General features: G+C 42.5%; 16 protein-coding genes. 12 read left to right on the plus strand and 4 right to left on the minus strand.

Going from position 1 to position 18,418, the window contains the following annotated elements; all coding sequences use genetic code 11:
* Positions 1 to 17: 17 nt before the first annotated feature.
* Positions 18 to 995 (minus strand): flotillin-like protein FloA, encoded by a 978-nt coding sequence (gene floA, locus M8998_RS09285; protein WP_284040250.1) that lies wholly within the window; start codon positions 993 to 995, stop codon positions 18 to 20.
* A gap of 174 nt (positions 996 to 1,169) precedes the next feature.
* Between floA and M8998_RS09290 the strand changes: the two genes are divergently transcribed.
* The 6 genes from M8998_RS09290 (at position 1,170) to M8998_RS09315 (ending at position 9,895) form a co-directional block, all read left to right on the plus strand.
* Entirely contained in the window at positions 1,170 to 4,598 is a 3,429-nt protein-coding gene (locus M8998_RS09290) for a response regulator (RefSeq protein ID WP_249992288.1), read from the plus strand.
* Positions 4,586 to 5,422 carry a CheR family methyltransferase gene (locus tag M8998_RS09295; protein WP_249992289.1) on the plus strand — a complete coding sequence of 279 codons (837 nt, stop codon included), beginning with the start codon at positions 4,586 to 4,588 and terminating at the stop codon, positions 5,420 to 5,422. Before M8998_RS09290 ends, M8998_RS09295 begins: the two co-directional genes overlap by 13 nt.
* Before the next feature lie 111 nt (positions 5,423 to 5,533).
* A complete protein-coding gene (locus tag M8998_RS09300; protein WP_249992290.1) occupies positions 5,534 to 7,147 on the plus strand; it encodes a hybrid sensor histidine kinase/response regulator in 1,614 nt (537 codons plus the stop codon).
* A 71-nt stretch (positions 7,148 to 7,218) separates the two neighbouring features.
* A complete protein-coding gene (locus tag M8998_RS09305) occupies positions 7,219 to 7,749 on the plus strand; it encodes a plastocyanin/azurin family copper-binding protein (RefSeq protein ID WP_249992291.1) in 531 nt (176 codons plus the stop codon).
* A 133-nt stretch (positions 7,750 to 7,882) separates the two neighbouring features.
* Complete coding sequence (lpdA, locus tag M8998_RS09310) at positions 7,883 to 9,289, plus strand: dihydrolipoyl dehydrogenase (RefSeq protein ID WP_249992292.1); 1,407 nt, start codon at positions 7,883 to 7,885, stop codon at positions 9,287 to 9,289.
* Between the two features lie 204 nt (positions 9,290 to 9,493).
* Positions 9,494 to 9,895, plus strand: coding sequence for an acyl-CoA thioesterase (locus M8998_RS09315; RefSeq protein WP_249992293.1), 402 nt, complete (start codon positions 9,494 to 9,496; stop codon positions 9,893 to 9,895).
* A gap of 134 nt (positions 9,896 to 10,029) precedes the next feature.
* Here M8998_RS09315 and sucC read toward each other — a convergent pair whose 3' ends face one another.
* The gene (gene sucC, locus M8998_RS09320; protein WP_249992294.1) at positions 10,030 to 11,223 is read right to left on the minus strand and encodes an ADP-forming succinate--CoA ligase subunit beta; all 1,194 of its coding nucleotides are present in this window, start codon (positions 11,221 to 11,223) and stop codon (positions 10,030 to 10,032) included.
* Between the two features lie 124 nt (positions 11,224 to 11,347).
* Here sucC and M8998_RS09325 point away from each other — a divergent pair, with 124 nt between their 5' ends.
* The 6 genes from M8998_RS09325 to M8998_RS09350 are packed head-to-tail and all read left to right on the plus strand — an operon-like array spanning position 11,348 to position 17,263.
* Complete coding sequence (locus tag M8998_RS09325) at positions 11,348 to 12,004, plus strand: ABC transporter ATP-binding protein (RefSeq protein WP_249992295.1); 657 nt, start codon at positions 11,348 to 11,350, stop codon at positions 12,002 to 12,004.
* A gap of 10 nt (positions 12,005 to 12,014) precedes the next feature.
* Positions 12,015 to 12,473, plus strand: coding sequence for a hypothetical protein (locus M8998_RS09330; RefSeq protein ID WP_249992296.1), 459 nt, complete (start codon positions 12,015 to 12,017; stop codon positions 12,471 to 12,473).
* Between the two features lie 9 nt (positions 12,474 to 12,482).
* Positions 12,483 to 13,022, plus strand: coding sequence for an HAD hydrolase-like protein (locus M8998_RS09335; protein WP_249992297.1), 540 nt, complete (start codon positions 12,483 to 12,485; stop codon positions 13,020 to 13,022).
* A gap of 45 nt (positions 13,023 to 13,067) precedes the next feature.
* On the plus strand, positions 13,068 to 14,579 hold the full coding sequence (locus M8998_RS09340) for a S41 family peptidase (RefSeq protein WP_249992298.1): 1,512 nt from the start codon (positions 13,068 to 13,070) through the stop codon (positions 14,577 to 14,579).
* Positions 14,580 to 14,626: 47 nt separating this feature from the next.
* Positions 14,627 to 16,237: a S41 family peptidase gene (locus M8998_RS09345; RefSeq protein WP_249992299.1), complete on the plus strand. Its 1,611-nt coding sequence runs from the start codon at positions 14,627 to 14,629 to the stop codon at positions 16,235 to 16,237.
* Between the two features lie 18 nt (positions 16,238 to 16,255).
* The gene (locus tag M8998_RS09350; protein WP_249992300.1) at positions 16,256 to 17,263 is read left to right on the plus strand and encodes a LacI family DNA-binding transcriptional regulator; all 1,008 of its coding nucleotides are present in this window, start codon (positions 16,256 to 16,258) and stop codon (positions 17,261 to 17,263) included.
* A gap of 19 nt (positions 17,264 to 17,282) precedes the next feature.
* On the opposite strand, the gene M8998_RS09355 is transcribed toward M8998_RS09350, so the two are convergent.
* Positions 17,283 to 17,861 carry a non-canonical purine NTP diphosphatase gene (locus M8998_RS09355; RefSeq protein WP_249992301.1) on the minus strand — a complete coding sequence of 193 codons (579 nt, stop codon included), beginning with the start codon at positions 17,859 to 17,861 and terminating at the stop codon, positions 17,283 to 17,285.
* Positions 17,854 to 18,417: a hypothetical protein gene (locus M8998_RS09360; RefSeq protein ID WP_249992302.1), complete on the minus strand. Its 564-nt coding sequence runs from the start codon at positions 18,415 to 18,417 to the stop codon at positions 17,854 to 17,856. Before M8998_RS09360 ends, M8998_RS09355 begins: the two co-directional genes overlap by 8 nt.
* Position 18,418 lies beyond the last annotated feature (1 nt).

Raw genomic sequence — 18,418 nt, forward strand, 5'->3', positions numbered from 1 at the left:
ATCAATTTTCGTGATGACTATTTCTTGTTGGATTCGCCAGGTTTGGATATAGATGTACGCATGTCAGTATCCGCCTGTATGTTTTGCATTTTATAGTAATCCATAATACCGAGGTTCCCACTACGGAATGCTTCGGCCATAGCCAAAGGCACTTGTGCCTCGGCTTCAATCACCTTGGCTCTCGCCTCCTGTGCTTTGGCACGCATCTCCTGCTCATTGGCTACGGCCATCGCACGACGCTCTTCTGCTCGAGCATTGGCCACCTTCAAATCGGCCTCAGCTTGGTCTGTTTGCAATTTGGCACCTACGTTTTCACCAATATCAATATCGGCAATATCAATGGATAAGATCTCAAAGGCAGTACCCGAATCCAATCCCTTGGACAATACCGTCTTAGAAATACGATCTGGATTTTCCAGTACGTGCTTATGATCGATAGATGAACCGATAGTCGTTACAATACCCTCTCCTACTCGCGCTAGAATAGTTTCTTCGCCTGCACCACCAACGAGCTGATTAATATTAGCACGAACAGTAACACGAGCCTTCGCAATCAGTTGGATACCATCTTTGGCTACTGCAGCCACTGGCGGTGTGTTGATTACATTCGGATTTACAGATAACTGCACCGCATCAAACACATCTCTACCTGCCAAATCAATGGCTGTGGCCAACTTGAAATCCAATGGTATATTGGCTTTATCAGCCGAGATCAAGGCTTTAATCACCTTATTTACGTTTCCTCCAGCCAAGTAATGTGTCTCAATCTCATTAGTGGTAATTCTTAAACCCGCTTTTGTGGAAATAATCATCGCATTAGAAATAAGTGCTGGCGGCACTTTCCGTAAACGCATGAGCACCAAGTTTAATAAGCTTATTTTTACGTTGGATAATTGTGCCGTAAACCACAAGTTGACCGGCAAAAGATATAGTAACAAAAATAGTGCAACTACTGCTCCTACGATGATCAAAACAATTTGTATTTCAGATCCCATAATTAGATTAAATGTATTTTACCTAAAGATATAAAAAACAATCCACAACTTGATTAACATATGTTCCTTTCCCAATACCTTGATTATTCTTAATCATTCCCAAATTAATTTCAACATCTAAATCATTTTATCCATATTTGGAGCATCATTTAGCAATCATTACCAGAAATTTTTATGAGAAGGCATCAAATTTTGAAGATACAGTTTTTAACTGGTGTCATTACTGCCTACGCCATTTTGATTGGCGCATTTATCTATTACCTAAATAGACAAAATGATTATGCTAAAAATACCATGCATTTCAGCGAGGTATTTCGTGAAAAATCCGATATCTTAAGCAGCTTTGAGAATGAATTGTTGAATATAAATCGCTTGAAATCTGATTTTATTACGCGAGGTTCATCTCATAGCATCGTGCAGATCAACGAGTTTGCACAGAGAGCACACGGCTATCTTAATGACTTTGTGCAAGAAAATCCGATTTATGACGCGAGCTTACCAGAGATAAAAAATCTGAGAGATCTGCTGAAGCAGGTCAGCCATCTAGATTCGCTGCAACCCTTGTTAGAAAATAAGACGCTCGAAGAAAAGATCTTTATACTCGCTGGTGAAGAGCAAGATATTCGCAATACCTGTGATCAGATCATTGCGGCAATTTTCCAACTAGAGAAAGCGAAAGTCGAGCAAGAGGCAAAATCACTGAGTGATGCGATTCATATCGTGCTTCCACTAGGAATAGTAGCCTTACTGGCTGTCTTATATGTACTATACAGCACTTACAAAATTAGTGAAGACCTGCGCTTATATGCTAGAGAACAAAAACATATTAAAGCAGAGTTAACACATGCCAACAAACGCTTCGAAGGCATCAATTGGGTTCTCGAACGGACCAATAAAATATACGATGAACTAATTGGCATTGATAAACTAACAGATATTGGCAGTATTGCGCTTCAAAATATCATGCGCTCCATGGGGCAATCTTTTTATGCTGGAGCAATTTACGTTAAAGACGATCAGAGTAATACCTTTATACGAACCTCCACCTTGGGTTTTGAGGAGGCACATACAGTTGCCAGTTTTGAAGCGGGACAAGGCATCTTGGGGATGGCCGTACAACATGGCTCGCAGACACTTTATGAAGCGGATGATGCACAGCATATAAAGCTCTATACTACCTTTATCGACCGGATCAATCCTCAGATTGTTTTGGTACCGATTGCCCTTGATTTGGATGTGATTGGCTTACTTGAGTTAGCCGTAAAATCGGATCCAGAAAACCTAGAACGAACAACGGAATACCTCAGTCGAGCAACGCGAACGATTGCATCCGCTATCCAATCCGGACACCACCATGCTGTGGTACAAAAACTACTCGTTACCACACAAAAGCAGGCGGAGGAGTTGGGTACGCAGCAAGAAGAATTAAGAATGACTAACGAAGAGTTGGTGTACAAGACCAATCTCTTAGAATCTTCGGAGGAAGAATTGCGCGTACAACAGGAAGAGCTCTCTCAATCAAACAATGAGTTGAATGCGAAAGCGCTGGAACTAGAACACCGTAACGAGGATCTTAAAAAAGCACAAAAAGACATCGAATTAAAAATAGCGGAAGTAGAGCAAGCCAGCATGTACAAGTCGGAATTCATGGCCAACATGAGCCATGAACTACGTACACCGCTGAATAGCATATTGATTCTCGCAAAGCTACTGCAGGATAATAAGCTTCAAAATCTGACAGACGATCAGCGCAAATATGCTTCTGTGATCTACAGTGCCGGATCCGATCTGTTAGAATTGATCAATCAATTGCTAGACCTGGCTAAAATAGAATCAGGCAAGGTGGATATGATGGTTGATAAAATCAACACCTCCGCACTGGTACAAAACATGGAAAACTTATTTAAGCAGACCGCTACATCGAAGAATATTCAATTCAATATAAAAGCACCTGATTTTCCTGCACACTTCATCTCCGACGAATCCCGTTTGGAGCAGGTACTCCGCAACTTTTTGTCTAATGCCTTCAAATTCACCAACCCGAATGGGAAAATTGATCTTGAGCTGACCCAAAGTGACGAACAACTGCATTTTTCTGTGAAAGATTCCGGCAAGGGAATTCCTGAAGAGAAAAGGCAACTTATCTTCGAGGCCTTCCGGCAAGAAGATGGTTCCACTAGTAGAAAATATGGTGGAACAGGACTTGGATTGTCCATTAGCCGTGAAATTGCTTTACTGCTCGGGGGAACTATTAGTTTAGAAAGCGAGCTTGATAAAGGTAGTATTTTTACCCTCACGATTCCATTCGAAGAATCTCGGGTAGAGGGAAAGCAATACCTACCAACCGCTATCGTTCAGCAATCCCAAGAGCCCATTAGTCCCGAGATCACAGAGCTTGCGGAAGATGTAGGGAAGGCACGTACGATTTTGATTGTGGAAGACGATATTAACTTTGCCCATATTTTGAAAGACTTCGCAGAGCAATACACCTTCCACGTATTGTTGGCTCATGATGGTGCCGAAGGTTTAGAGATGGCCAAAACCCATCTTCCAGATGCAATTATTCTGGATGTGATGTTGCCGATTTCTGATGGATGGAAAGTACTAAGCGCACTCAAGTCCGATCCAGTCACCCAAATCATCCCGGTACACATGATGTCTGCCGCCAACTTCAATCAACGTGATACATTGGAGAAAGGTGCTATCGGTTTTCTTTCAAAACCAGTATCCAAGAAAGACATCGAAAGGGTATTTTCCAATATTATTATCAACATTGACAAAGATGTAAAAAAAGTGCTCCTGGTAGAAGACCAAGAGGTAATGAGCTACTTCATCAAAAACACTTTTGCCGAGCAAAACATCAATATACTGCAAGCATTTACCAAGAAATCTGCTTTAGAAAAATTACAAACAGAAGAAAATATTGATTGTATCATTTTAGATATTTCTCTTCCTGACGGATCTGGATTGGATTTGCTGGAACAGATTAAAGAAGACGTGGCGCTTAAACACATACCCGTAATCATCAATACCGCACAAGAATTGACGGTCGAACAGACCGAACGCATTGCACGCTACACGAAATCGATGATCCATAAAGATGGCAAATCGACAAACCGGCTTATTGATGAAGTCAACTTGTTTTTAAATAAGATTAACGATGCCGACTACCAGCCGATCAGAAATATTAAAAAATTGGACAATGCGGCGTATACAGGTCTTAATAACCTTCAAGGAAAACGTGTCTTAGTGGTTGATGATGATATGCGCAATGTGTTTGCACTAACTACCGCACTAAAGGAGCACGATCTACAGATTGAAATCGCCAACAACGGCCAAGAGGCCTTGGATTTGATTTATGATGAAAATAACGCATTTGATATCGTGTTGATGGACATTATGATGCCTGAAATGGATGGCTATGAAGCCATCGAACACATCAGGAGCAATCGTAAATACGCGAAGTTGCCTATTATAGCGGTAACTGCCAAAGCAATGAAGGGCGATCACGAAAAATTGATAGAACTTGGGGCTAACGATTATGTGAGCAAGCCAATAGATATTCGTAAACTAATAGCGCTGATGCAGGTATGGTTAAGTTAGATGGCGAATCTTCTCACATATCATTTGAGGAGATAGAGGAAATAATCGTATTGCTAAAACAGGTTTCTGGATTTGACCTTTCTGGATACACTCGTTCATCTCTTAAAAGGCGAATGGAGCGTATTATGGGCTTGGATAACATGGACTTCATTGACCTCAAAAATGCTCTCACCAATGTATCCGGTTTTCAGACCTACTTGATGCATGAGATCACGGTAAACGTTACGGAGATGTTTAGAGACCCCGAATTTTATCATGAACTCAACTCATCGGTGATCTCCTACCTACGTACTTTTCCTAGAGTAAAGGTTTGGAGCGCGGGCTGTTCTAGTGGAGAAGAAGCCTATTCCTTGGCAATTTTGCTTTCAGAAAACAAATTATATGACCGCTCTTTTATTTATGGTACAGACGTAAACTCTGCCATTATTGAGACTGCGAGGAAAGGGATTTTTCCGTTACAGAAAATCAAAACTTATACCGAAAATTTCAATCGATTTAATGGAGAGAGTTCTTTTGGTCACTACTACACGGTTAAATATGATATGGCTATCATGTCCAATATCTTACGTAAAAACATCTTGTTTTCCACTCATAATCTAGCGACCGATGCTGTCTTCAACGAGTTTCAATTGATCACCTGTAGAAATGTCTTGATCTATTTTGACCTCGACTTGCAACACCGGGTATTCCAGTTGCTTTACGATTCATTATCTCCTTTCGGCTTTCTCTGTCTGGGTACAAAAGAAAGTTTGATAAAGCACGACATTAAAGACAAATTCCGGGTGGTAAGTCGGAAATACAACATATACCAAAAAATCAAATAACAAGTAACGTGACAGATCAAATCACTTTGAAAACCAGCTGTCTGCGGGCAAGTAAATAGCAAAAGTAAAATAATTGATTATTTTTGTCGCATCAAACAGTGAGTGCTAAGCATGAAAAAAATTAATCTACTTATTCTAGACGATCGGGAAGAAAATATTATTAGTCTTCGTGCTTTGTTAGAAGAGTTGGAAGGCATACATATTATAGCGCTCACCGACCCCAACGAGGCGTTAAAGGTTTGTTGGCACCACGATATTACCATTGCGATGGTAGATGTACAAATGCCACAGATGAATGGTTTCGAGTTTGTATCCTTACTTAAATCCAATCCCAAGACCAGCCACATCATGGCCATCATGGTTACAGCTATCTCGAAAGAAGATCGTTACCTTCTGGAAGGCCTGCGAAGTGGCGCTGTTGACTATTTATATAAGCCGCTGAATCCTGAAATTACGCGCGCCAAAGTGAAATCTTTTGTAGATCAAGTCCGCTTGCAGGAAGAGGTAAAGCAAAAAAAAATGGCGCTGGAACTTTCCGGAAAGGAGCTATTGCTTGCCAAGGAAGAAGCAGAACACGCTAGGAAATCTAAAGAGATTTTTCTGGCTAATATGAGTCACGAAATACGGACACCCATTAATGGCATCATGAGCGTGATTCATGTGTTGAAAACCTCACCATTGAATAGTGAGCAACTGGAATGGTTGAGTATTTTGGACAATGCTTCTCAGTCTTTACTGGTGATTATCAATGACATTCTGGATCTTTCTCGTATCGACTCTGGAAAGTTTAAGATCGAAATGGAAGACTTCTCGCTCACGAAGTTTATAGATAATATGGACCGCATGTTTAAACTTAAAGCGGATCATAAAGACCTTAGATTTGTCATAGAGAAGCAAGGAGATTTGCCCGAAAACGTCGTATTTGATGCCCTACGGTTACAGCAAATTATTACCAATTTTATTTCTAATAGCCTCAAATTTACGGAGCAGGGCACGGTTACCTTCCTCATTAAGCTAATGGAAATTGGCCCAAAAGGATACCGTATTCGCTTTACAGTAATCGACACCGGTGTCGGCATTCGTCCAGATCATCTTCCGAAGATATTTCAACCTTTCGAACAAGGCGATGGCGCAATCACCAAACGATATGGCGGTACAGGACTTGGACTGGCCATCGTTAAGCGCCTTGCCGAGCTATTGAATGGAGAAGTTGGATCCGAGAGTGATCTCGGTAAAGGTTCTAGTTTTTATTTTGAAGCATGGCTTCAGAAAAGCGAGGCCATACAGACTCAAAAGCCTAATGAACCTTACATCAATTTTCCAAAATTGAATGGTGTACATATCCTGGTAGCCGAAGATAATGAGCTGAACGCGTTTATGCTTGCCCACATGCTCAAAGCTTGGGGGTGCGAAGTAGACATCGTTAAGAATGGACAGGAGGCTTTGGATTTTGTACAGCAGACCACCTATGACTTGATCTTGATGGATACTCACATGCCGATCATGAGTGGTTTCGATGCTATTAAAGCTATTAAAGCAATGGATGATCCGGAAAAAAATAGCATGCCCATTATCACGATATCTGCTTCAGTACTGGCGCATGAGCAAGCGGCAGCTTACGAGGTGGGCGCACGCTATGTGATTGTTAAACCATTTGATCCAATCGACTTATACAGTAAGATCGCTAGTTTGGTACAGCAAAACAAGACAGAGAATTTACTTTAGACAGTAGCGATTTGAGTGCATTCTGATGAATAATATGTAAATTCGTATTGAAATACAAACATAAATAGACTATGAAAAAATTATTTATTGCCCCTATCGCAGCATTAGCATTTGGCTTAGCATCTTGTGGAGGCAACACTGATTCAGACAAAAAAGATAATACTCCTTCTGAAGAAGCGGCTCCTGTTTCAGAAGCGGCAACAGTACCTGGCATTGAAAACGTGGAACTATCTAACAGTTGGACTGTTCAAGGCAATGATCAAATGAAATTTGATGTTAATTTGATTCGTGTAAAAGCCGGTGAGCCTGTTGAGATTACGTTAAAAAATGTAGGCGAATTGCCGATCGAATCAATGGGACATAATCTTGTTGTTTTGAAATCGGGTGTAGATATCCCTACGTTTGGCGGTGAAGCGGCTGGTGCGCCAGATAACGATTACATTCCAAAATCGTCTCTAAGCTCCATCGTAGCACATACAAAACTATTAGGCCCAGGACAGGAAGACAAGATTAGCTTCACCCTAGAGCCTGGAGTGTATCCATATATTTGTAGCTTCCCAGGTCATTTCGGGATCATGCAAGGAAAAATCGTCGCTGAGTAGTATCTCAACGATCGAAAAACCGACAATCTCTGCAGATTGTCGGTTTTTTTTAATTATAGCGTAATTTTATGCGTATACGACACGATCATTCTTAATTTAATCGTATTTTTGAACAGAGAAAAAACACGACTATATGCAGTATGACGTAATTGTAATCGGAAGTGGGCCAGGCGGCTATGTAGCTGCTATCCGTTGCGCTCAACTCGGACTAAAAACCGCTGTTATTGAAAAATACAGCACCTTTGGTGGAACCTGTCTTAATGTAGGCTGTATCCCCTCCAAAGCCTTATTGGACACATCAGAGCACTATCATAATGCCGCACACAATTTTGCGGATCACGGCATCAGCCTAGACAGCTTGAAAATCGACGTCAAAAAGATGATCGATCGCAAAAATGATGTGATTTCGCAAAACACCGCCGGAATTACTTACTTATTCAAGAAAAATAAGATTGATAGCTTCGAGGGCTTAGGTTCCTTCGTGGATAAAAACACGATTAAAATTGAAAAAGAAGGTGCAGATGCACAAGAGATAAAAGGGAAGAATATCATCATCGCGACCGGCTCAAAACCAACTGCTTTGCCGTTCCTACCTATCGACAAGAAGCGAATCATTACATCTACCGAAGCTTTACAACTAGAAGAAATTCCGAAAAGCCTGATCGTTATTGGCGGCGGCGTTATCGGATTGGAGTTGGGATCGGTATACGCACGCCTAGGCTCGAAGGTTTCTGTCGTAGAGTATGCGAAATCTATCATCCCTACTATGGATGCTTCCTTAGGTAAAGAATTACAACGTGTGTTGAAAAAACATCTTGGGTTTGAGTTTTTCCTAGGGCATAAAGTTACGGGTGCCACCACTAAAGGTGATGAGGTTACCGTAACCGCAGAAGATGCAAAAGGCAAAGAAGTATCTTTCCAAGGTGATTACTGCATCGTAGCTGTAGGTCGTACAGCTTATACAGAGGGCTTAGGCTTAGATAAGATTGGTATCGAGACCGAAGAGCGTGGCAACAAAATTCCGGTAAATGAGCATTTGGAGACTTCTGTAGAAGGCGTATATGCTATCGGCGATGTCATTAAAGGTGCCATGCTAGCGCACAAAGCAGAAGATGAAGGTATTTTTGTAGCAGAACGCATTGCAGGACAAAAACCACATATTGATTACAACGCCATTCCGGGTGTAGTATACACTTGGCCAGAAGTAGCCGCTGTCGGACAGACAGAGGAGCAACTGAAGGAAGCCGGCAAGAAATATAAAACAGGAAGCTTTTCATTCAAAGCATCAGGCCGCGCAAAAGCATCGGGCGATACAGATGGCTTTGTGAAAGTATTAGCAGATGCGGAGACCGATGAAGTTTTAGGCGTACACATGATTGGTCCTCGCGCAGCAGATATGATTGCAGAAGCAGTAATGGCATTGGAATATCGTGCCTCAGCAGAGGATATCGGTCGTATTTGTCATGCGCACCCTACGTACACCGAAGCCTTTAAGGAAGCTGCATTGGCCGCTACAGACAATCGAGCAATACACGCTTAGTTTTAAGAAATAAAGAAAGGGAAACAACGCATTGTTTCCCTTTCTTTTTAGCTAATTAGCTAGAAAAGGTTCTAGCCTATTCTTTCACAACGACGCAGTTACACACATTAACTTTCTGTAAGTGGCTCGTATCGAAATATCCAGTGTTACCACAGACAGTATATGCTGATGAAATAATTACCAAAACTAACAAGCACTTAACATATGAATTTTTACACCCGAAAATGGATTAAACCCGAAGACCTCAATCCCAACGGATCTCTTTTTGGAGGCACACTACTTCGTTGGATCGATGAAGAAGCAGTAATATATGCCATCGTTCAGTTAGGCAATCCAAACATCGTGACCAAATACATTTCCGAGATTAACTTCGTCAGTTCAGCTCGTACCGGAGACATCATCGAGATGGGCATCGAGGCGATTGATTTTGGTAGAACATCGTTGACGATGCGCTGCGAGGTTCGCAATAAGATCACTCGCAAAACTATTCTTTCCATTGATAAACTGGTATTCGTTAATCTAAATGAGGAGGGGACACCTACGCCGCATGGCAAAACAGAAATTCACTATAATTATTTGGGAATAGAGCCTGACAAAAGGGATTAATTTTTAATCTTCTATTTGTTGAATCTTTTTCAGAGACTTGTATAGAACCTCCTTGCGAGAAGGAGAAATATCAAAACACAAAAAAGCCTTTCGGAATTCCGAAAGGCTTTTTATATATGCTGAGTAAGCTAAACTTAACCTTCTAACACTTCAGATACTAAGTCTGCCGCTTCTTTCAAAGCAATAGCTGAATACACTTTTAAACCAGATCCATCAATCAGTTTTTTCGCTTCTTCTGCATTCGTTCCTTGTAAGCGAACAATAATTGGCACTGGAATATCACCAATTTCTTGGTAAGCATCAATCACACCTTGCGCAACACGGTCACAACGAACGATACCACCAAAGATATTGATTAGGATTGCTTTTACATTAGGGTCTTGAAGAATGATATTGAATCCTGCTTTTACAGTTTCTGCATTTGCAGTACCACCTACATCTAAGAAGTTAGCTGGCTCACCGCCCGCCAATTTAATGATGTCCATAGTAGCCATCGCCAAACCTGCACCATTCACCATACAACCCACGTTTCCGTCCAACTTCACGTAGTTCAAGTTAGATTTACCGGCTTCTACTTCGGTAGGATCCTCTTCTGCTAAGTCACGCAATGCTGCATAATCAGCGTGGCGATACAACGCATTTTCATCCAAGTTCACTTTCGCATCTACTGCTAAGATCTTATCGTCTGAAGTTTTCAATACTGGATTAATCTCGAACATAGAAGAATCGATCGAGTCGTATGCTTTATACAAAGCAGACACGAATTTCACCATCTCTTTTAATGCTCCGCCAGAAAGGCCTAAGTTAAACGCAATCTTACGAGCCTGAAAACCTTGAAGACCTACTTTAGGATCGATTTCTTCTTTGAAGATCAGGTGCGGTGTTTTCTCCGCTACTTCTTCAATATCCATTCCACCTTCGGTAGAGTACATGATCATATTACGACCAGAAGCACGATCCAAAAGAACTGACATATAGAACTCTTTGGTTTCGCTTTCTCCAGGGTAATACACATCCTGTGCTACCAATACTTTGCTTACTTTCTTACCTTCTGGACCTGTCTGAGGTGTAACCAACTGCATCCCGATGATATCAGTAGCACGTTGTACTACCTCGTCATGGTTTTTAGCCAGCTTCACACCACCACCTTTTCCGCGGCCTCCGGCATGAATCTGGGCTTTTACAACCACCCAGTCCGAGTTATACTCTTCTTTCAATCTCTTTGCAGCATCTAAGGCTTGCTCAGGGGTTTCGGCTACAATACCTTCTTGTATGCGTACTCCGAAACTTTTAAGTATTTCTTTTCCTTGATATTCGTGAATATTCATTGATTCAATATTTCCAGTAAAAGTAGTTTTTTTATTTGTAAGGGGCAAGTTATTGTTATGTAAACGACAATTTTGCCTATTGCTTACCGAATCATATTCACGCTATTTTATGTAACTTCGCAGTATGATACTACAGGCCAAAGACATTTATAAAACGTATGGCGAACTTCAGATATTAAAAGGCGTAAGCCTAGAGGTACAGAAAGGAGAGGTCGTATCAATTGTGGGAGCTTCCGGAGCAGGTAAAAGTACATTATTGCATATCATAGGCACGCTGGATCGGCCCGATAAAGGCGGGCTTTTCATCAACGGACAGGAACTCCACAAGCTCAACGAAAAAAAATTAAGTGACTTCCGTAACCGCAACATTGGCTTTGTGTTTCAGTTTCATCACCTCCTACCTGAATTTACAGCATTGGAGAATGTATCTATTCCAGGGTATATTGCGGGAGCACCACAAAAAGTGGTGGAAAAACGGGCAATGGAATTATTGGAACGACTCGGCATTGCTGATCGTGCCTCTCACAAACCTGGAGCCTTATCCGGAGGCGAGCAACAACGAATTTCTGTGGCGCGAGCACTCATCAATAATCCGGCGATTATACTGGCTGATGAGCCCTCGGGAAACCTAGATTCGGAAAATGCCGCGTCTTTGCACCGCCTGTTCTTCGACCTTCGTGATACGATGCAACAAACCTTTATCATCGTAACACATAATGAAGAGCTGGCCAGCATATCCGATCGCACAATCCATATGCGAGACGGACTGATCTACGAATAAAAAAATAGTTATGCCGACCATTCTACTTACTTATGGGACGAGACCTATTGCGCAGCGCATTGCCAAGGCATTGAGTCCACACCATAGCATTGTTCTAGCCTCCAATGAGGAGATCCCAACAGTATTATCTAACACCTACAAATCCATCCCTAATCCCGCCAACCCTGTATTTGCACACGAAATACTGAAACTTTGTCTGGATAAGAACATCGATTTGGTGCTACCTTTGGGAGTCGCCGAAATAGAGGTGCTCAGCGCATCCATCATCCTGTTTGAAGAGTACGGTATTACCATCCTGCGACCTTCCATTAGTGCGCAACAAAAAATAGCACAACACATCCCGTCTGACACTCCCCTACTGATCGCACACGGTGGCCATTCGTTATTGGATAAAACTCCAACACCCGAAATGGTACAAAACGGGGTATATGCCTTAGCGGCAGACACATGGTTACCCGTAATTATCTAAAGGCTAAATATGAAAAGAATTACTCCAGCGACGGATAAACACTTATATCTATTTGAGGTGGATGATGTGCTGTATGCAAAGCGCGACTTTATCTTACAGATTTACTACCTCTTTGGTCAGTTTGTAGAATTTACAGAGTCTAAGCCTGTTGCAGCAGCAATCACGCAATTCATGAAAGCGCAATTCGAAGCCAATAAGACCGATGGACTGCTGCAAGCCATACAAAAGGAATTCGGATTAAACGAAGATTATACTGAAAATTTCGAACGTTTGCAGGCCAATGCGCATCTACCGTTGAAGCTTTTGTTATTGGATGAAATCAAAGAAAACTTCCAGACATTGATTAGTGCCGGCAAGCAATTGGCAATCCTGACGGAAGGTAATCCGATTTTGCAATTGAATAAATTGAAACATGTGGATTGGGATGGCTGGGATCGGCAAATAAAAATTTATTTTACAGACGAATTGGTATTCAGAAATTTAGACCCTTTTGCTTATATTGCAGATGAGTTTGGTGTGGATACTGCAGAGATTGAATATATCCGATAGCGTTGGTCCCCCATTTCATCAACGCAAACTATTACGGATATTGTCATGAAAAAAACACTTCACTTCCTCGTGGCACTTGCTCTTGCAGGGCTTACTTTTCAATCGTGTAAAAAAGAACAATCAATCAACCCGGATGAGGAAATCACCGGGCAACCCGAAGAACAAGAGCTTTTGCTTAAGGACTCCACCTATTTATTCACCTATACTTATTCGCTCTGGAATAAAAACATGCCGGAGCCAAAAACAACCGCCGATCTCAGAAACTTTACTAGAACTTACAGCAATGCTGAAGAAGTTCTTTCGGCCTTAATGGCTCTGACTCCACCGATCGGACCAAACAACAATGCCGTGGATCGTTTTAGTTTTATCGACCGCACCAACCGCGTTGGAGAACAGATTGGACAGGGCGTTTATCGCGACCTAGGGTTAAGCTTACAGGCTATTCTTTTTGACGAAACCTCCAGAAAAGTCGGCATTTTGATTCGCCTTGTACAAAAGAATTCTCCGGCGGCACAAAGCGGGTTAATAAGAGGCTTGCGTGTGTTGAGTGTAGATGGTGTAGCACTGAATCTTACTGCAGCCGCAAACAATTCTATTAGCGGAAATATCGACGTAGTCAACAAATTATACACGGGAAATGTCTCTCGGGTTCGGGTACGCAACCTGAGTACGGGAGCCGAACAAGATGTGGCCATCAACGGAACCACGAGCTACACGCTCAATCCTATTCTGGAAAACAAAGTGATTGAACTACCCGCCAATGGCAAGAAAGTTGGTTACCTCGCGTACACCTCCTTTATCAACGTAATCAGTAATCAACAACCCAACAGCTTTCATAGAGATCTAACAGCGGCCTTTGCCGATTTTAGCAATGCAGGTATTCAAGAGCTCGTGGTAGATTTACGATACAATGGTGGTGGCGAAACCAGCGCTGCCCAGCTATTGACCAATCTGATTGTACCGTCCGGTCATAACGGCCAGATCATGTATAGCTATGTGATGAACGATATCCTAACGGCTGGTGGTTTTACAGATCCATCCCGTACTAACGCACCATTTCAGCCGATCAAGATTAATAAAACTAATAATCTCAGTCTGAATCGCGTGTATTTTTTGGTGACGTCGTCCAGCGCCTCGGCCAGTGAACTGGTTATCAATGCGCTAAAACCATATATGGATGTACAAATCATCTCGACGCAAGGCCGCGGAACCTACGGGAAGCCTGTAGGATCTTTTGGTCGCGCCGTTATGAGCAACGCAGCTAGACTCTATATCACGTCTTTCAAGATGACCAATGCAGCCGGACAGGGTGATTACTATAATGGACTTATAGGACAAAAAAGTAACTCCCGCGATGGATATCTTGATGCCTTAGGGAGCGAAAATGAGCAAATGTTCAGCGATGCGCTGTACCATATTTCAAATGGTGTATACCGCAGCGCTTCGACATCGGCACAGGCGCGGATCGGCCGAGTTAATACTCCCTTGAATACGGCGAATGGCCTGGAAATTCTATTGGATCAACAGGTCCAGGGTTTGTATCATCTAAATCCATAAATCACTTTTTTTCGTAAATACCTCTATAGCAATCTGGCCAAAACGACATGAAGACAATACCATTGAGAACCCTGCAAGCTGATAGGAAGCAGCTCATCCCACTAACGAGGGTACGCCCATTTGCCTTCTATCTTCTGCTATTGATATATGGGTTCTTCTTCGCCTCTTCCTGTAAAAAAGAAGTTGCTCCGACAGCACCGCCTGAGCCCACTGTTCCACGTACCACAGAACAATTGGTGTCGGACAGCATTTACTTCTATTTTAAGCAACAATCCTACTGGACCAGTTCTGTAGAGAATGCAAACCCGATCAGTGCATTTACTGACCGTTTTTTTGCTACTAATGCAGACTTGATCACCAATGCGCGCAGCATTTTAAATGCCATGAAAGCACAAACGCCTTTTCACGCGGGATATAATGGCCCACTTGATCGATTTTCTTTTGTCGAAGAAACATCAGCAGGCGGCACCAACCTGCGGGCAGACCGATCGGATGGATATGGCATCTTCGAAACACTGGCTCGGGTTGATGCTGCGCCGGTTGCACACATCTATATCAGTTTTGTAGAAGGTGGTTCGCCCGCTGCGCGAGTAGGCATTCAACGCGGCGACAAGATTGTTGGGATCAACGAGAATCGAAATTTGGAAGTTCCTTTATCAAATGATGGTACCATTTTAAGCCGAACTGCTATTAATCTGGTTGCCGAAGCACTGGAAAGTCCATCTTTTACGATTGTGGTGGAGCGTGCAGGCGTGATAATTAGCCACGAATTGCAATATGGCAATTACGAGATAGACCCATTAGTAGCCGACACCATTTATACGTTGCAAGGTCGTAAAATCGGATACTTCGCGCTGTCATCTTTCGAACAAACGCGAACCAGTTCTGGAACAGGCACACCATTTAGAGCAAAATTAGATGGCATATTTTCGCGTTTTAATAGTGAGCAGGTGCAGGATATTATCGTAGATTTTCGGTACAATGTAGGCGGTTATGTGCATGCAGCAGAATACTTGGCCAATCATTTGATCAATACCGAAGGCGACCGCCAATTAATGTACAAATCCGACACCAACCCAGCGCTCCGTCAAGGGCGATATGCTAGAGAGTTCGATGATGTCAACTTTGTTAAAAGCACAACACTTAATCCCCGGAAACTCTATTTTTTGATTGGTAACAATACCGCTTCAGCCAGTGAGTTAGTCATTAGTGCGCTGCAGGCATACTACAACCCAAATGGCAACCAAGACGCTGGATCACGCAGGATGGAGATTATTGGCAGTCAGCAGGCTGTAAAACCAGGCACTTCAACCCCTAGCACCTATGGCAAACCCATGGGCTTCTTTCCAGAGACCATCATGAATAGAGTGGATCTTTGGGCAGCTTCGTTTAAAATCATCAACGCCAGAGGTTATACAGATTATTGGGATGGTATTCCTGCCACGTATCCTACGCCTATACAAGACAACATTTTGTATAATTTTGGAGATCCGAGAGAGTCCATGACGTTCACTGCACTTTTTCATAGCTTGAATAACGCCTACCCAGCTACGACACAAGCTCGCGCAGCTCGCAATACGACAGGAAATAGTAACGGAATAGAAATCGTAAAAGAATTGCATCCCAGAGCGCCGCGCGAGTTAAAAAAATATAAATAATTATATCTAATTTAGCTCATGGCTAATAAAAAACCAGCGACCATTAAGGAAATAGCGCGAAAACTAAACATTTCAACGTCAACGGTATCTCGCGCGCTAAATGACCATCCAAGTATTGGCTTAGTGACGACTATGCGCGTGAAAAAGATGGCCGAAGAATTAAAATACGAACCGAACCAAACAGCTATCTTCTTTAAACAACGGAAAACTTTCACAATAGGCGTCATACTGCCTATGTTAGTCGAACCTTTTTTTACGGAGGCGATCAGCTCCATCGAACAGTACGCAAGCGAAAGAGATTATACCGTCATTTTGGGTCAGTCCCTAGATGATGAACAAAGGGAGTTAAACATTGTCCAGACATTTAAGAAACACCGGGTAGATGGTTTATTAATTTCCCTCAGTAAAAACACAGCGGATTTAACATTCGTTGATTCCCTTCGCCAGTCGAATATCCCCGTAGTATTCTTCGACCGCGTGCCCGAGCGTACCGATGTACATCGCGTATTTAGCGATCTTGCGACAGGAATGGAAGAAGCTATTGAAGCCTTTGTAAGTCGCGGACATCAAAAAATAGCCTTGATCAACGGCCCTGATACCATGATTGCCTCAAAGCAACGGCTACATAGTTTTGAGATGGCCTTGAAAAAACAAGGTATCCCATTTGATCCTAACTACACCGTTCATACGGATCTTACATTGGAAGGGAATGAGACTGCGATGGAAACACTTTGCAATTTGCCCGATCGACCATCCGCAGTAGTTTCCTTTAACGATTTCGTGACGCTAGACGTTATTCGCTACGTTAAAACAAAAGGATTAGCACTAAATCAGGATATCTTTTTCATCAGCTTCGCAAACTATCCTTTGTGGCAATATATGGACAACCCACCCATGGGAAGTATTGAGCAGTATCCCGGTGAACAAGGCCTAAAGGCTACTGAAATTTTGTTTGAAGCAATGGAACAGAAAGAAGATATGCCCTATAAAACCGTCGTATTAACGTCCAAACTATCGCTGAAATAGCGTTGAAAAGAAATTGAAATTATTGTTGACTGCGTAAAAAAGCGACCAACTTCTTGACTGCTACCGCGCGATGACTGATTTTATTCTTCTGCTCGGCACTCATCTGGGCAAATGTCTCTTCATAGCCTTTTGGTATAAAGATAGGATCATAACCAAAGCCCGCTCCACCACGTTCATCACTGATAATATTACCTTCTACACTCCCTTCAAAGAAATGCTGTTGGCCATTAATAGAAAGAGAGATGACTGTACGAAAACGTGCTGTTCGATACAGATTATCTCCTAAATTCTCCAATACCAGGGCAATGTTCTGCTCCATATCCCTCGTACCACTATAGTGCGCAGAATATACACCGGGCTCCCCATCCAGCGCATCGATTTCTAAACCCGAATCGTCAGCAAAGCAATCCATTTGGAAATGCGTAAGGATATAATCACTTTTCTGCTTCGCATTGTGCTCAAACGTATCTCCTGTTTCTGGAATATCAGCTGTACAGCCAATATCTGCCAGTGACAGCAAATCGAACTCTGCCCCTAACATCGCCTTTACTTCTTCCAGCTTGTGGGCATTATTGGTGGCAAATACCAGTTTAGTCATTCGTTATAAATTTTTTGAATTCCAGCCAGAACGATTTTTTCTTCTCGACATTGGTAAACATCTCTTCAAAGCTGTAGGTATTGAAAACGGTAGCTACCCTTCCTTTCATATACGCATTGTGCGGAATCGGAGGCAACACCAACGAAGAAGGCTCTACACCCAGCAAAGTAATCCGTGTAGGCTGGAAGAACTGCATGATTCGTTTGAAATCATTAGGGTTGTGCGCGTTGGCTAGATTGACCACGGCAACATCTTCCATGCGAAGGTCTACTGCAGATAGAATTCGCTCAAAAGCGTCCTGCGCTCCAGGAGAGAAGTAATCGTAATCGGGATAGCGTAAGATAAAAAGAATCTGCTTTTCAACCGATCCCTGGTAAATAAACTCCTCCGGAACGATCACCGGGGTGATACCAGCCGGAGGAGTACTGAATTGCTGTGCCTCGGCCTGCTGAAAACTATTTGACGCCTCCTGTTCCGCGGTAAAATCCACAGAGAAAAGCGTTTCACTCATCAGCGCATTTAGCGCAATGGGGTTATTTGTCAGCAGGTTAGACATC

The sequence above is a fragment of the Sphingobacterium sp. lm-10 genome, assembly GCF_023554555.1.
Classification (GTDB): Bacteria; Bacteroidota; Bacteroidia; order Sphingobacteriales; family Sphingobacteriaceae; genus Sphingobacterium.